This window comes from Cupriavidus sp. WS, assembly GCF_000395345.1.
In the GTDB taxonomy this organism is placed as follows: domain Bacteria; phylum Pseudomonadota; class Gammaproteobacteria; order Burkholderiales; family Burkholderiaceae; genus Cupriavidus; species Cupriavidus basilensis_B.
Window position 1 is genome coordinate 1 of record NZ_AQPL01000488.1, and the last position, 14,628, is coordinate 14,628.

The following is a 14,628-nucleotide window of genomic DNA, read 5'->3' on the forward strand; positions in this document are numbered from 1 at the left end:
GGTTTCGTGGTGGGCGTGGTGGCTCCGGCGCGAGGGCACTCAGTGCCAGCGTATTGCTGTGCAAGAGTGCCCGCTGACACCCGCGCTCCGGTCCACCGCGCCCACCACGAAACCACGAGGATGCTATGTCGTGGCCGCCCAAGCCGGTAACGGCAGATGCCAGCTCAAGAACCACATTCACGCCCTGCCGCCGCCAAAACACGGACACCGTGCCAAGGGTCTGGCCCTCCGCCGAGGAGTCTGCTTTCTTTGGTTACTTTCTTTTCAGACAAAAGAAAGTGACTGGCAGCCCCGCGCAGCGGGGATGTCATACGGCTTTTGGGTCCAATCGCCAACGCCGCCAGAAAGAAAACCGCAAAGACCCCAAACCGCTCAAATCAGGCCAATCAATGCCTGAAATGCCGAGTCCCAGTCAGCACCATCGCAATATTCCTCTCATCCGCCGCCGCGATCACCTCATCGTCCCGCACCGAACCGCCCGGCTGGATCACGCACGAGGCGCCCGCGTCCACCACCACGTCGAGGCCGTCGCGGAACGGGAAGAACGCATCCGACGCCACCGCCGAGCCGGCCAGCGTCAGGCCGGCGTTCTGCGCCTTGATGCTGGCGATGCGCGCGGAGTCCACGCGGCTCATCTGGCCGGCGCCGACGCCCAGCGTCATGCCGCCGCCGCAGAACACGATGGCGTTGGACTTGACGAACTTGGCCACGCGCCAGGCGAACATCAGGTCGTCCATTTCCTTCGGGGTGGGATGGCGCTTGGTCACCACGCGCAGTTCTTCGCGCTGCACGTTCCTGGCGTCCGGGCCCTGCACCAGCAGGCCGCCGCCGACGCGCTTGAAGTCATACGGGTTCACGCCCTTGCCGAGCGGGATCTCCAGCAGGCGCACGTTCTGCTTGGCGGCGAACACCGCGCGCGCGCCGGCCGTGAACGACGGCGCGATCAGCACTTCGACGAACTGCTTGGCCACCACCTGCGCGGCGGCTTCGTCGAGCTCGACGTTGAAGGCGATGATGCCGCCGAAGGCCGAGGTGGAGTCGGTCTTGAAGGCCTTCTCGTAGGCTTCCAGCGCGCTGGCGCCCACTGCCACGCCGCACGGGTTGGCGTGCTTGATGATGACGCAGGCCGCGCCGTAGGCGGCGTCGAACGACTTGACGCATTCCCACGCGGCGTCGGCGTCGGCGATGTTGTTGTACGACAGTTCCTTGCCCTGCAGCTGCGCGTAGTTGGCCAGCGCGCCGTCGAACGGCTTGAGGTCGCGGTAGAACGCGGCCGACTGGTGCGGGTTCTCGCCGTAGCGCATTTCCTGCACCTTCTCGAAGGCGAGGTTGAGCGTCTGCGGGTAGGCGCTGCGGGCCTGGTGCGACTTGTCGGCGCCGAGGCTGGTCAGGTAGTTGGTGATGGCGCCGTCGTACTGCGCGGTGTGCGCGAACACCTTGGTGGCCAGGCGGAAGTTGGTGTCGTAGCCGACGCTGTTGGCGTTGGCGCGCATTTCCGCCAGCACCGGCGCGTAGTCGGCGGGGTCCACCACCACGGTGACGTCGCGGTGGTTCTTGGCCGCCGAGCGCAGCATGGTGGGGCCGCCGATGTCGATGTTCTCGATCGCGTCCGGCAGCGTGCAGTCGTCCTTGGCCACGGTCTGCTGGAACGGGTACAGGTTGACCACCAGCAGGTCGATGGTGGGGATGTCGTGCGCGGCCAGCGCGGCCATGTGCTCGGGCAGGTCGCGGCGCGCCAGGATGCCGCCGTGCACCTTGGGGTGCAGCGTCTTGACGCGGCCGTCGAGCATTTCGGGGAAGCCGGTGTAGTCGGCCACTTCCGTGACCGGCAGGCCGGCCTCGGCGAGCAGCTTGGCGGTGCCGCCGGTGGAGAGCAGCGCCACGCCCAGCGCGTTGAGCTCGCGGGCGAAGTCGACGATGCCGGTCTTGTCGGATACGGAGAGAAGAGCTTGCTTGATCATGGCTGTGGGGAACGCTTCAAAGTAAACCGTGCTGCTGCAGTTTCTTGCGCAGCGTATTGCGATTGATGCCCAGGTAGGCGGCGGCCAGCGACTGGTTGCGCTCGGCGCGCGCCATCACGGCTTCCAGCAGCGGCCGCTCCACGGCTTCGAGCACCATGTTGTACATGTTCGACGGCTCTTCGCCGTCCAGGTCGCGGAAATAGGCACTCAGGCTGTCCCGAATGCACTGGTCGATAGCGTTGCGGCTCATGCGGCAAGCAACTCCCCGTTCTTGTTGTTGTTCGACCCGTTGCGGTCGTCTTCGTCGCCGTCCGGGCCGGCCGCGCCTTCGTCCACGTAGACCAGGCGGTCCGACAGCAGCGCCTGCTGGTCGAAGAAGGCGTTGACCGCGGCCAGCTGGGCGGTGCTGCTGTCCAGCGTGTTCATGTGGTGGCGGAACAGGTTGGCGCCGGCCAGCCCGCGCGTGTACCACGCGATGTGCTTGCGCGCGGTGCGCACGCCGGTGAACTCGCCGTAGAACGCGTAGTGGTCTTCGAGGTGCTCGTTCATGATCGCGCGGATCTCGGCCACCTCGGGTGGCGGCAGCAGCGCGCCGGTGTCGAGATAGTGCGCGATCTCGCGGAACAGCCAGGGCCGGCCCTGCGCCGCGCGGCCGATCATGATGGCGTCGGCGCCGGTCGCGGCCAGCACGTGCCTGGCCTTGTGCGGCGAGTCGATGTCGCCGTTGGCGACCACCGGGATCGAGACCGACGCCTTGACCGCGGCGATGGTCTCGTACTCGGCCTCGCCCTTGTACAGGTCGGCGCGCGTGCGGCCGTGCACGGTCAGCATGCTGATGCCGGCCTCCTGCGCGAGGTGCGCGACGCGCAGCGCGTTGCGGTTCTGGCGGTCCCAGCCGGTGCGGATCTTGAGCGTGACGGGCACGCGCGGATCGACCTCGGCCACCGCGGCGACCACCGCCGCGACGATGCGCGCCACCAGCGGCTCGTTCTGCAGCAGCGCCGAGCCGGCGGCGACGTTGCACACCTTCTTGGCCGGGCAGCCCATGTTGATGTCGATGATCTGCGCGCCGCGCTCGACGTTGTAGCGCGCCGCCTCGGCCATCATCGACGGCTCGGCGCCGGCGATCTGCACCGCGATCGGCTCGACTTCGCCGGTGTGATTGGCGCGCCGCATGGTCTTCTCGCTCTTCCACAACTGCGCATTGGACGCGACCATTTCCGACACCGCATAACCCGCGCCCAGCCGCTTGCAGAGCTGGCGGAAGGGACGGTCCGTCACGCCGGCCATGGGCGCGACGAACAGATTGTTGCGGAGCAGGTGCGGTCCGATTTGCACGATAGAGACTGGCGGGGGGCCGGCAAGGCGGCCCGCAACGAGACAAAAATGAAATGGCATGCCCTGCCGGAACCATGCTCGGCGCATGGTTCGGCGACTTCCAGGGGCATGTGCGAGGGCAGGATTTTACCGCCAAACCGGGCGGGTTGCTTAAGTTTTGAGCAAATAATCGCAAGGGCGCCGCGACGGCCGGCGGCGGGACCGTGGCGCAGCGCGGCCGCGCGCCCCGCAGCGCGCGTTGCCGCGGGCCCGGCGGCGTCAGCGCCGCATGCCGTACATCATCTGCCGCGCCAGCGCATCCTTGAGCGGCCCGAGGCAGGCCAGCGCCGCCAGCGAGGCGCCGCGCGCATGCGCGGCCAGCGGGTAGGACACGCCGAACAGCCGGGGCAGCATGTCGGTCACGCCGATGGTCACGGCGCGGTCCAGCCGCTGCCGTCCGGCGAACGCCTGCAAGGCCTGCGGGCTGCACTCGGCGCGCAGCGCGGCGCCCAGCGCGAACGCGTCGCGCAGCCCCAGGTTGAGGCCCTGGCCGGCCACCGGATGCAGCGTCTGCGCGGCATTGCCGACCGCGACCACGCGGCCGTCGACCGTCACCTGGGCGGCATTGAGCCCGAGCGGGAACGCGTGGCGCTTGCCGATCGCGGTGAAGCGGCCCATGCGCGCGCCGAACGCCTGCTCCAGCTCGGCGAGGAACGCCGCGTCGGGCAGGGCCAGGCGGCGCGCCGCCTGTTCCGGCGGGCAGCACCAGACCAGCGCGTAGCCCGGCTCGCCGTGCTGTTCTTCATAGGGCAGCAGCGCCAGCGGGCCTTCCTCGGTGAAGCGCTCCCAGGCCCAGCCCGGCTGCGGACGTGAGCAGATCACGTGGGCGATGATGGCGGTCTGGCCGTAGTCGCGCCGGAACACCGGGCCGCCGCGCGTGCGCGGCGCGGCCTTGTTCTTGTCCTTGTCTTTGCCCTGGTCCTTGTCGGCCTGCGGCTGGAACAGGCCGCCCTCGGCCTGCACCGCCAGCCGCGCGGTGAAGACGGCGGGCTGCTGCTCGTGCGCGTGGCCGCTCAGGCGCACCAGCCCGGCGGGATCGTCGTGCTGTCCGGTGTGCCCGATGTGCGTGTCGTAGGCGCGCAGCAGGCGCGCGCCGCCGTCCGGCACGGACTGCGCGGCCGCGGCCAGCGCCCGCTCGAGCGCGCCGCACAGCTCGCCGTAGCGCACCACGTAGCCGAGCGCCGGCACGGCGTAGTCGTCGTGGTGCAGGCGCACGTGGCCGAAGCGCCCGCGCTGCGACACATGGATGTGTTCGATCGGCGTCACCGCGCGCGGCCATGCACCGATCTGCTCGAGCAGCTGGCGGCTGCCGTGCGAGAGCGCGATGGCGCGCGGGTCGCGCGCCGCGCGCGCCGGCGTGGCGGCGTCGATCAGCGCCACCCGCCAGGGACTGGTGCGCAGCAGCAGGCAGGCCAGGGACAGGCCGACCGGGCCGGCGCCGACGATGGCGATGTCCGCGTCCATGATGTCGTCAGTGGCCGCCGGGCGCATGCGTGCCGTCCGCCGCGTCCGCCTGCCTTGCCGGGTCCGCCGCGCCGGCATCGCTCGCGGCCGGCTCCGGCTGCGCGCCGCGCTTCCACAGGTTGGCGTCGGTGCGGTGCTTGCCGGCCGCAGCGTCGCGCAGCGCGTTGTCGAGCTTGGACTGGCTGAAGCCGGGCAGCGCCTGCAGGCGCTCCACCAGCGCGGCCTGGTTGACCGCGTTCATCGGCACCACGCAGCCGCGCCGGGTGCCGTCGGCGGCCGGGTCGCCGACCAGGATCAGCCAGGCGGGGCCGGCCCACGGCTCGCGGTTCGAGACCCGCACCACCACGCGCTCCAGCGCGTCCCACTCGACTTCCTCGCGCTGGCCGTCGGGGCGGTGCACCACCACGCGGTCATCGTAGAGATTGATCACGAACGGCTGCGACGGATCGTAGCCGCGCGCGCGCGGGGCGTCGGCACGGCCGGCGCCGGGCAGGACCTTGCGCAGCCAGCCGATCATCGCGCACCTCCCGCCTCGCGCATGAGGGCTTCGATCTCGTCGGCCTTGACCGGCACGCCGCGCGTGATCAGCTCGCAGCCGGCGGCGGTGACGACCGCGTCGTCCTCGATGCGGATGCCGATGTGCCAGAAGCGCTCGGGCACATCCGGCGCCGGGCGCACGTAGATGCCCGGCTCCACGGTCAGCACCATGCCGGGCTCGAGCGGGCGCCACGGGCGTTCGCCTTCGGCCGGCGCGGCGCCCGGCACGCGGTATTCGCCCACGTCGTGCACGTCCATGCCCAGCCAGTGGCCGGTGCGGTGCATGTAGAACTGGCGGTAGGCGCCGCTGGCGAGCACGTCGTCGACGTTGCCGCAGCGGTTCGCGTCGAGCAGGCCGCTGTCGAGCATGCCCTGCGCCAGCACGCGCGTGGCGGCGTCGTGCGGCACGTTGTAGGGCACGCCGGGGCGGGTCTCGGCGATGGCGGCTTCCTGCGCGGCCAGCACCAGGTCGTAGAGTTCGCGCTGGGCCGGCGAGAAGCGGCCCGAGACCGGGAAGGTGCGGGTGATGTCCGACGCATAGCTGTCGAGTTCGCAGCCGGCGTCGATCAGGCACAGGTCGCCGTCGCGCAGTTCGGCCGGGCCGGCGCGGTAGTGCAGCACGCAGGCATTGGCGCCGGTGGCGACGATCGAGTTGTAGGCCACGCTCTGCGCGCCGTGGCGGCGGAATTCGTAGAGCAGCTCGGCTTCGAGGTGGTATTCGCGCAGCCCCTGGCGCGACGCGCGCATGGCGCGCACGTGCGCCTGCGCCGAGATCTCGCCGGCGCGGCGCATCACCGCGATCTCGCCGGCGTCCTTGAACAGGCGCATCTCGTCGAGGATGGTGCGGATGTCGAGCGCGGTCGCCGGCGCGGTCACGCCGGCGCGGCCCTGCATGCGCACCGCGTCGAGCCAGCGGCGCACCTGCATGTCGGTGCGGGTGGTGGCGGCCAGCGGGTAGGCCAGCACGGCGTGGTTGGCCAGCAGCGGCGGCAGCAGCGTGTCGATCTCCTCGACCGAATGCGCCGCGTCGAAGCCGAACGCGGCCTGCGCGCCTTCCGGGCCGTGGCGGAAGCCGTCCCAGATCTCGCGCTCTTCGTGCTTGGGGCGGCAGAACAGGATGCAGCGCTCCGGGCCCGCGGCCGGCGCCACCAGCACCAGCACCGCTTCCGGCTCGGTGAAGCCGGTCAGGTAATAGAAATAGCTGTCGTGGCGATACGGGTAGTCGCTGTCGCGGTTGCGCATGGCTTCCGGCGCGGTGGGCAGGATCGCCACGCCGCCGCCGGCGGCGCGCAACTGCTGCAGCACGCGGGCGCGGCGGCCGCGACAGGCGGAAAGAAGGGCAGGGTCGGGAGCGGTCATGTGTGTGGCCACGTGGATGTTGGGGGGAACAGGCTCGATTCTACGCCGCCGCCATCGGCGGGTCAGCGCGGCGGCGCGGTGCCGGCCGCGGCGCGCAGGGCGGCGTCCAGGCCGGCAAGCTGGGCCGGGGTGCCGACGTTCTCCCAGGCGCCGTCGAAGCGCTCGCCGCTGGCCAGGCCGGCGGCCACGGCGGCGCGGTAGTAGGGCGTCATGGCGACCTTCCGGCCGGGCTCGATGTCGGCGAACATGCGCGTGTCGTACAGGCCGATGTTGCCGAAGGTGAGGCTGGCCGCGCCGGCGCTGCCGGCGGGCCGCAGCAGGCCGTCGGCGCCGAGCGCGAAGTCGCCGCCGGGATGGAACGGCGGGTTGGGCACCATCACCAGGTGCATGCGCGGCTCGGGCGCGCCGGCCAGCGCGCGCGCGCGCGGCAGCAGCGCGCGGTAGTCGAAGTCGGTGAAGATGTCGCCCGACACCGCCAGGAAGATGTCGCCGCGCGCCGGCGCCGCGCTCAGCAGCGGCAGGGCGCGGGCGATGCCGCCGGCGGTCTCCAGCGCGCTGGCCTCGGCCGAGTAGGCCAGGCGCACGCCGAAGCGGCCGCCGTCGCCGAGCGCGTCCTCGATCTGCTGGCCGAGCCATGCGTGGTTGATGACGATGTCGGTGAAGCCGGCGCGCGCCAGCGCCTCGATCTGCCAGACGATCAGCGGCTTGCCGCCGGCCGGCAGCAGCGGTTTGGGGCGGGCGTCGGTCAGCGGGCGCATGCGCTCGCCGCGCCCGGCGGCGAAGATCATGGCTTTCAAGGCGGGCTCCGGTGCATTCGCGTTGGCGTTCATTTCGGCAGGTGGCCGAGCCACCAGGTGAGGCCGATCAGCGTGGCCATGCCGCCGGCGATGGTCCAGCCGACGCTGCGCGTGCGCGCGGCGATGACGATGGCCACCAGGCCGGCCAGCAGGCGCGCGTTGTCCAGGCCGAGCGCGAGCCGGCCGCCGCGCATCAGCAGGTCGGGCGCGATCAGCGCCGACAGCATGGCCGCCGGCACGAACTGCAGCGCGGTGCGGAACCACGAGGGCAGCCGCACCCGGCCTTCCACGGCGATGAAGGACAGGCGGATCAGGAAGGTGGCGAGGCCGGCGCCGAGGAACACCAGCAGCAAGGTCATCTGGCTCATGCCGCGGGCTCCGTGGCGCCGTGCTTGCGCTGGCCGCCGCCGCGCAGCAGCATGCCGGCGGCGATGCCGCCCAGCGCCGCCACCATCAGGCCCAGCTTGTGCGGCATGCCGAAACAGGCCACCGCCAGCGCGCTGGCCACCAGCGCCGCGGCGCCATGCGAGCGGTGCCGGATGCCGGGCACGATGATGGCGATGAAGGTCAGCGGCAGGAAGAAGTCGAGCGGCCAGTCGCGCGGCACCTGCGCGCCGACCAGCACGCCGGCCAGCGTCGAGACCTGCCAGCTCGCCCACAGCGAGAACCCGGCGCCGAAGAAGAACCAGTGGCGGTAGCGCCGCCGCTCGCCGTCGTCGGCCAGGCGGCGCGTCATGGCGGCGAAGGCCTCGTCGGTCAGCAGGTAGGCCACCAGCGCCTTCCAGCGGCGCGGCAGGTGGGCCAGCGCCGGCGCGATGCTGGCCGAGTAGAGCGCGTGGCGCAGGTTGACCATCGCCACCGTGACCGCGATCAGCACGGCCGGCGTGCCGGCCGCCCACAACTGCGTGAGGATCATCTGCGAGGCGCCGCCGAACACCACCGCGCTCATGGCGCAGGCTAGCCACGCCGGCATGCCGGCATTGACCGCCAGCACGCCGTAGATCAGGCCGAACGGCACCACGCCGAGCAGCATCGGCGCCAGCGCGCGCACGCCGGCCCACCATTCGCCGCGGCGGGTGGCGGCGGGCCCGGCGGGCGAGGCGGCGGGCGCGCCTTGCGCGGCGGCCATCAGAAGGTGTAGCCGACCGGGCGCTCGACGCCGTCGAGGGCGTCGAACAGGCGTACCAGCTTGCGCAGTTCGGCGTAGCGGCCGGCCACCTGGCGCGCGTATTTCAGCACCAGCGGCAGGTTGGCGAGGTAGCCGTCCTTGCCGTCGCGGTGGTACAGGCGGGCGAAGATGCCGAGCACCTTGAGATGGCGCTGCAGGCCCATCCACTCGAAGTCGCGGTAGAAGTCGCCGAAATCGCCGGCCACCGGCAGGCCGGCCTTGCGCGCGCGTTCCCAGTAGCGGATCAGCCAGTCGAGCTGCGCCTCTTCTTCCCATTCGACGTAGGCGTCGCGCCACAGCGAGACCGCGTCGTAGGTGATGGGGCCGATCACCGCGTCCTGGAAGTCGAGGATGCCAGGATTGGCCTCGCCCTCGAGCACCATCAGGTTGCGCGAGTGGTAGTCGCGGTGCACGTAGACCTGCGGCTGCGCGAGGTTGTTGGCCAGCAGCGCCTGCGTCACTTCGGCCAGGCCTTCCTGCTGCGCCGCCGTGAGCGTGACGCCGAGGTGCCGCGCCACGTACCACTGCGGGAACAGGTCGAGCTCGCGCTGCAGCAGCGCCTGGTCGTAGGCGGGCAGGGTGCCGGGGCGGGTGGCTGCCTGGATGCGCACCAGCGCCGCCGCGGCGTCGCCGTACAGCTGCCGCGCGCTGGCGGCGTCGAGCCGCGACAGGTAGGTGGTATTGCCCAGGTCGCTCAGCAGCAGGAAGCCCTGCTCCAGGTCCTGCGCCAGCACCTTGGGCACGGTCACGCCGGCGTCGCCGAACAGGCCGGCCACGTGGATGAACGGGCGGCAGTCTTCCTGCGCGGGCGGCGCATCCATCACGATCACGCTCGGATGTGCCGGGTTGCCGGTGCGGGCGCGGAAGTAGCGCCGGAAGCTGGCGTCGGCCGAGGCCGGCACGCAGGAGGCGGGGTCGACCGACCAGGCCGGACCGAGTCCGGACACCCACAGTTTGAGCTGGTCGAGACGCGGGTCGAGAGGATGTGCTGCCATGCCGGAAAGGGAGAATACGATGCCCCGTATAATACCCGACCAGCACCGGGCCCCGGGGCGGCCCCGGGTGGGCTTGCCTTGCCCGGAAAGCCTGCTCCGGCGGCGGCTGGCGGCCACTGGACCGCCGCTGTCGCGCTGACCCACGACCCGCTCGCATGACCGAACAACGACGATCACCGCACCAGAAGGCAAGCAAGACATCGGCGCGACTGCCCGGCAGCGCACTGCGCCCGCTCGTGTTGGCGATGGCCGGATGGTCGGTGTGCGCGCAGGCGCAGACAGCGGGTTCGGCCATTCCCGACCTGCCGGTCGCCGAGCCCGCCGCCGAGCGGGTGCCCGAGGCGCCGCCGGTCTCGGGCGAGCTGGTGCCGCGCCTGGCCGAGCCCGGCGGCCCCCAGGCCCCGCCGGCGGCGCCCGGCGAGAACCCGCCGACCTTCGTCTCGGGCGACCGCATGAACGGCTACAACCAGCGCGGCGTGGAGCTCGAGGGCAACGCCGAGCTGCGCCGCGCGGGCGGCGTGGTCAAGGGCGACAAGCTCACCTACGACCAGGACAGCGACGAGGCCTTCGTGCACGGCAACGCGCGCCTGTCGCGCGGCGGCTCGCTGGCGGTGGGCCCGGAAGCCCGGCTCAAGGTCGAGGCCAACGAAGGCTACATGCTGTCGCCGGACTATTATTTCCAGCAGACCGGCGGCTCGGGCAAGGCCGAGCGCATGGATTTCCTGGACAAGGACCTCAGCACGATCCAGCGCGCCACCTATACCACCTGTTCGCCCGACAACGCGGACTGGTATTTCAGCGCGCGCACGCTCGACATCGACAACGATCGCCAGGTCGGCACCGCCTACGGCAGCGTGCTGCGCTTCTTCGACGTGCCGATCATGGCCGCGCCGGTGTTCAGCTTCCCGCTCAACAGCGACCGCCACAGCGGCTTCCTGCCGCCGCTGTTCGGCTACAGTTCCTCGTCCGGCCTGGACCTGACGGCGCCGTATTACTTCAATATCGCGCCCAACCGCGACCTGACGCTCTTCCCGCGCGTGGTGAGCTCGCGCGGCTTCCAGCTCGGTGGCGACTACCGCTATATCGGCAGCGGCTACGCCGGGCGCATCCGCGCCGAGTTCCTGCCGGACGACCAGAAGACCAAGACCAACCGCTGGTCGTACTCGATCCAGCATACGCAGGCGCTCGCCACCGGACTGTCCGCGTATGTGAACGTGAACAAGGTCTCGGATGCCCAGTATCCGAACGACCTGAGCCGCTCGGTGGTGCAGGCCACGCAGTTGCAGTATGTCCAGGAAGGCGGCATCACCTATAACTGGCAGGATTTCGCGCTGCTGGCACGCGTGCAGAAGTTCCAGACGCTGCCGCCGAGCGGGGCTTCCTACGAGCGCGTGCCGCAGTTGAACGGCAAATACACCCGCTATGACCTGGGCGGCTTCGACATCCAGGTGGAGACCGACTTCAGCCGCTTCCGCATCCCGCTGTCGTCCGGCAGCGCGCAGATGCCCGAAGGCGACCGCCTCTTCATTCAGCCGTCGATCAGCTACCCGATCGTGCGGCCCGGCTGGTTCGTCACACCCAAGGTGTCGTTCAACGCCACCCAGTACCAGATGGAGCCGGGCTCGATCGCGCCGGGCACGCCCAACACGCTGAACCGGAACCTGCCGACCTTCAGCGTGGACTCCGGCATGACCTTCGAGCGCGACGCGCCGACCGTGAGCCGGCTGTTCGGCGTCAACTACGTGCAGACGCTCGAGCCGCGCCTGTTCTACGTCTACACGCCGTTCCGCGACCAGAGCCTGTTCCCGCTGTTCGATACCGTGCAGTCGGACTTCGGCTACGGCCAGATCTTCAGCGAGAACCCGTTTACCGGCTACGACCGCATCGCCGACAACAACAAGATCACGGCCGGCGTGACCACGCGCCTGATCGAGGCGGGCACCGGCATCGAGCGCTTCCGCGGCACCATCGCCCAGCGCTTCGACCTGACCGGCCAGCGCGTGCAGATCGGCGGCACCGATCCGATCGGCAAGGCCGGCTACTCCGACCTGCTGGCGGCGGCCACGGTCCAGCTGTTCCGGGGCTATTATCTCGATACCGGGGTGCAGTACAACCCGGACAGCGACCGTGTGATTTATTCGAATATCGCCTTCTCGTGGCGTCCCGAGGCGCGCAAGACGTTCAATATCGGCTACCGCTACCGCCGGCCGACCTCGGTGACGGACGATACCGCCATCGACCAGCTCGAGCTGTCGAGCCAGTGGCCGCTGACCCAGCGCACCTACGGCATCGGCCGGGTCGCGTTCGACATGAGCGCGAGCCAGCTCGTCGACGCGCTCGCCGGGGTCGAATACGCGGCCGACTGCTGGGTCGGACGGGTGGTCTACCAGCGCTTCCGCAACACGACGAACGGCTACACCGGACGGATCTTCTTCCAGGTGGAGTTCCGCGGGCTGTCCAAGATCGGCTCCAATCCGCTGGATATACTGCGGCTGAACGTGCCGGGTTATGAGCCCGTCACCGCCAGTCCGGTGATTCCATCCCAGCTCGACCATTACGAATGACGGACCATGATGAAACGTCAAGAAAGCACCGCGTTGTCCCACCTGCCGTCCGGCCTGACCGGCTGGCATAGCCTGCTGCTGGCCGCGCTGCTGGCCGCTTTCGCACTGCCTGCCGCGGCGCAGCTCAAGGCGCCCGGCGCCCAGCCGCGCGCCACCGGCATCTTCCTGCCGCAGGCGGGCGACAGCAGCGCCACTTCGCCGAGCCAGCCGCGCCTGGGCGTGACGCAGCCCGGCGCCACCGCCCAGCGCTCGCAGCTGGTGGACGAGGTGGTGGCGATCGTCGACAGCAGCGTGATCACCCGGCGCGAGCTGCTGGACCGCGCCGACGAGATCGAGGGACAGCTGCGCGCCGCCAACCGGCCGGTGCCGGCGCGCGCCGACCTGCTCGGCGAGGTGCTGGAGCGCCTGGTGATGGAGCGCGTGCAGACGCAGGCCGCGCAGGACGCGGGCATCAAGGTGACCGACCAGGAAGTCGACCGCGCGGTCGAGTCGGTGGCGCAGCAGAACCGCATGAGCGTGACCGACCTGCGCTCGCAGGTCGAGCGCAGCGGCATGGCCTGGCCCAAGTACCGCGACGAGCTGCGCAAGCAGGTGCAGGTGATCCGCCTGCGCGAGCGCGAGGTCGACTCCAAGGTCCAGGTCTACGACGGCGAGATCGACAACTATCTCGCCGCGCGCGGCGGCCAGGGCGCCGCCGGCAGCGGCCCGACCGAGTACAACGTCGCCCAGATCCTGGTGCGCGTGCCGGAAGACGCCTCGGACGCCCAGAAGACCGCGCTGCGCGCCAAGGCCGAGGGCCTGCTCAAGCAGGTCCAGGGCGGCGCCGACTTCGCCCAGCTGGCGAAAGCCTCCGACTCGGCGGAAGCGGCCCAGGGCGGCGCGCTCGGCTTCCGCGAGATCGGCCGCCTGCCGGCGCTGTTCGCCAACGCCGTGCTCGACCTGCAGGTGGGCGCGGTGGCGCCGCAGGTGATCGAAAGCGCCAACGGCTTCCATGTGCTCAAGCTGGTGGCCAAGCGCACCGCGCCGGCCGCGGCGCCGAACCCGGCGGCCAGCGAGCGCATCGCCCAGACCCAGGTGCGCCACATCCTGATCCGCACCGGCCCCAACATGCCGGAAGCCGAGGCGCGCCGCCAGTTGTCCACGCTGCGCGACCGCATCACCCACGGCGGCGATTTCGCCGACGCCGCGCGCCGCTTCTCGCAGGACGGCTCCGCCTCCAACGGCGGCGACCTCGGCTGGGTCTCGCCCGGCGAGCTGGTGCCCGAGTTCGAGCAGGCCATGAGCCGGCTGCGCCCGGGCGAGGTATCCGAGCCGGTGGTCAGCCAGTTCGGCGTGCACCTGATCCAGGTCCTCGACCGCCGCGAAACCGAGATCACGCCGGAAAAGCAGCGCGATTTCGCCCGCGCCGAAGTGCGCGAGCAGAAGATCCGCGCGGCCTACGAAGACTGGCAGCGCCAACTGCGCCAGGCGGCCTACGTGGAATACCGCGTCAACCGCCAGCGTTCCGAGAATTGAGCGCGCGCGCCGCCGCCATGTCCGCACCGCTCGCGCTGGCCATCACCACCGGGGAGCCTGCCGGCATCGGCCCCGACATCACCGTGGGCGCCCTGCTGCAGATGGCCGGCGAGTACCCGCAGGCGCGCTTCCACGTGATCGGCGACGCGCGCCTGCTGGCCGAGCGCGCCGCCGCGCTCGGCGTGGCGCAGGCGTGGGCCCGCCGGCTGGCCGACGGCAGCGTGGCGAGCGAGGACATCGCGCTGTCGGTGCCGTGCCATGCCGGCCGGCTCGACGCGCGCAACGGCGACTACGTGCTGGCGCTGCTGGACCACGCCATCGACGGCTGCACGCCCGGCGCGGACGGCGCCGCGCGCTACGCCGGCATGGTCACGGCGCCGGTGCAGAAGAGCACCATCAATGACGCCGGCGTGCCGTTTACCGGCCACACCGAATACCTGGCCGAGCGCGCCGGCGTGCCGCGCGTGGTGATGATGCTGGCCGGCCCGCAGCCCGCGCACGCCAACGCCGTGCTGCGCGTGGCGCTGGCCACCACCCACCTGCCGCTGCGCGCGGTGCCCGACGCGATCGACGTGCCCATGCTGGTGCAGACGCTGGCCATCGTCGACGCCCACCTGCGCCGCCACTTCGGCATCGAGCGCCCGCGCATCCTGGTGACGGGGCTCAACCCCCACGCCGGCGAGAGCGGCCACATGGGCCACGAGGAAATCGACGTCATCATCCCCGCGCTGGCCGCGGCCGCCGACGCCGGCATCGACGCGCGCGGGCCCTATCCGGCCGACACGCTGTTCCAGCCGCGCCACCTCGACGGCGCCGACTGCGTGCTGGCGATGTACCACGACCAGGGCCTCGCGCCGCTCAAGTACGGCACCTTCGGGCACGGCGTCAACA

Annotated in this window: 13 protein-coding genes; 3 read left to right on the forward strand and 10 right to left on the reverse strand. The window is 71.0% G+C overall.

Features of this window, described 5'->3' with window-relative positions; translation table 11 throughout:
- Window positions 1-386 precede the first annotated feature (386 nt).
- The 10 genes from purH to K206_RS0132340 all read right to left on the reverse strand — a co-directional run bounded on the left by purH (window position 387) and on the right by K206_RS0132340 (window position 9,658).
- Window positions 387-1,961 (reverse strand): bifunctional phosphoribosylaminoimidazolecarboxamide formyltransferase/IMP cyclohydrolase, encoded by a 1,575-nt coding sequence (purH, locus tag K206_RS0132295; protein WP_020206441.1) that lies wholly within the window; start codon window positions 1,959-1,961, stop codon window positions 387-389.
- Window positions 1,962-1,977: 16 nt separating this feature from the next.
- Window positions 1,978-2,211: a Fis family transcriptional regulator gene (locus K206_RS0132300; protein WP_017225335.1), complete on the reverse strand. Its 234-nt coding sequence runs from the start codon at window positions 2,209-2,211 to the stop codon at window positions 1,978-1,980.
- On the reverse strand, window positions 2,208-3,299 hold the full coding sequence (gene dusB / locus K206_RS0132305) for a tRNA dihydrouridine synthase DusB (protein ID WP_020206442.1): 1,092 nt from the start codon (window positions 3,297-3,299) through the stop codon (window positions 2,208-2,210). Before dusB ends, K206_RS0132300 begins: the two co-directional genes overlap by 4 nt.
- 258 nt (window positions 3,300-3,557) lie before the next feature.
- On the reverse strand, window positions 3,558-4,829 hold the full coding sequence (locus K206_RS0132310) for a UbiH/UbiF/VisC/COQ6 family ubiquinone biosynthesis hydroxylase (RefSeq protein WP_020206443.1): 1,272 nt from the start codon (window positions 4,827-4,829) through the stop codon (window positions 3,558-3,560).
- Window positions 4,810-5,319 (reverse strand): hypothetical protein, encoded by a 510-nt coding sequence (locus K206_RS0132315; protein WP_020206444.1) that lies wholly within the window; start codon window positions 5,317-5,319, stop codon window positions 4,810-4,812. The genes K206_RS0132310 and K206_RS0132315 overlap by 20 nt, the downstream gene beginning before the upstream one ends.
- Window positions 5,316-6,698 carry an aminopeptidase P N-terminal domain-containing protein gene (locus K206_RS0132320; protein WP_029044332.1) on the reverse strand — a complete coding sequence of 461 codons (1,383 nt, stop codon included), beginning with the start codon at window positions 6,696-6,698 and terminating at the stop codon, window positions 5,316-5,318. Before K206_RS0132320 ends, K206_RS0132315 begins: the two co-directional genes overlap by 4 nt.
- 62 nt (window positions 6,699-6,760) lie before the next feature.
- The gene (gene murU / locus K206_RS0132325) at window positions 6,761-7,495 is read right to left on the reverse strand and encodes an N-acetylmuramate alpha-1-phosphate uridylyltransferase MurU (protein WP_020206446.1); all 735 of its coding nucleotides are present in this window, start codon (window positions 7,493-7,495) and stop codon (window positions 6,761-6,763) included.
- A gap of 29 nt (window positions 7,496-7,524) precedes the next feature.
- A complete protein-coding gene (locus K206_RS0132330) occupies window positions 7,525-7,863 on the reverse strand; it encodes an AzlD domain-containing protein (RefSeq protein ID WP_020206447.1) in 339 nt (112 codons plus the stop codon).
- The gene (locus K206_RS0132335) at window positions 7,860-8,624 is read right to left on the reverse strand and encodes an AzlC family ABC transporter permease (RefSeq protein WP_020206448.1); all 765 of its coding nucleotides are present in this window, start codon (window positions 8,622-8,624) and stop codon (window positions 7,860-7,862) included. Before K206_RS0132335 ends, K206_RS0132330 begins: the two co-directional genes overlap by 4 nt.
- Window positions 8,624-9,658, reverse strand: coding sequence for an aminoglycoside phosphotransferase family protein (locus tag K206_RS0132340; protein WP_029044333.1), 1,035 nt, complete (start codon window positions 9,656-9,658; stop codon window positions 8,624-8,626). The genes K206_RS0132335 and K206_RS0132340 overlap by 1 nt, the downstream gene beginning before the upstream one ends.
- A 155-nt stretch (window positions 9,659-9,813) precedes the next feature.
- On the opposite strand from K206_RS0132340, the gene K206_RS0132345 reads away from it, so the two are divergent.
- The 3 genes from K206_RS0132345 to pdxA form a co-directional block, all read left to right on the forward strand.
- A complete protein-coding gene (locus K206_RS0132345) occupies window positions 9,814-12,222 on the forward strand; it encodes an LPS-assembly protein LptD (protein ID WP_029044334.1) in 2,409 nt (802 codons plus the stop codon).
- Between the two features lie 9 nt (window positions 12,223-12,231).
- Window positions 12,232-13,737, forward strand: a complete 1,506-nt coding sequence (locus tag K206_RS0132350) for a peptidylprolyl isomerase (protein WP_029044335.1) — start codon at window positions 12,232-12,234, stop codon at window positions 13,735-13,737.
- A 17-nt stretch (window positions 13,738-13,754) separates the two neighbouring features.
- Window positions 13,755-14,628 (forward strand): 4-hydroxythreonine-4-phosphate dehydrogenase PdxA (gene pdxA / locus K206_RS0132355; RefSeq protein ID WP_029044336.1); only part of this gene is annotated, 874 nt, incomplete at its 3' end.

Coding starts and splice junctions, on each gene's coding strand:
- K206_RS0132320 (WP_029044332.1), bottom strand. CDS start 6,698: ATGACCGCTCCCGACCCTGCCCTTCTTTCCGCCTGTCGCGGCCGCCGC.
- K206_RS0132340 (WP_029044333.1), bottom strand. CDS start 9,658: ATGGCAGCACATCCTCTCGACCCGCGTCTCGACCAGCTCAAACTGTGG.
- K206_RS0132345 (WP_029044334.1), top strand. CDS start 9,814: ATGACCGAACAACGACGATCACCGCACCAGAAGGCAAGCAAGACATCG.
- K206_RS0132315 (WP_020206444.1), bottom strand. CDS start 5,319: ATGATCGGCTGGCTGCGCAAGGTCCTGCCCGGCGCCGGCCGTGCCGAC.
- purH (WP_020206441.1), bottom strand. CDS start 1,961: ATGATCAAGCAAGCTCTTCTCTCCGTATCCGACAAGACCGGCATCGTC.
- K206_RS0132310 (WP_020206443.1), bottom strand. CDS start 4,829: ATGCGCCCGGCGGCCACTGACGACATCATGGACGCGGACATCGCCATC.
- K206_RS0132335 (WP_020206448.1), bottom strand. CDS start 8,624: ATGGCCGCCGCGCAAGGCGCGCCCGCCGCCTCGCCCGCCGGGCCCGCC.
- K206_RS0132300 (WP_017225335.1), bottom strand. CDS start 2,211: ATGAGCCGCAACGCTATCGACCAGTGCATTCGGGACAGCCTGAGTGCC.
- K206_RS0132330 (WP_020206447.1), bottom strand. CDS start 7,863: ATGAGCCAGATGACCTTGCTGCTGGTGTTCCTCGGCGCCGGCCTCGCC.
- K206_RS0132350 (WP_029044335.1), top strand. CDS start 12,232: ATGAAACGTCAAGAAAGCACCGCGTTGTCCCACCTGCCGTCCGGCCTG.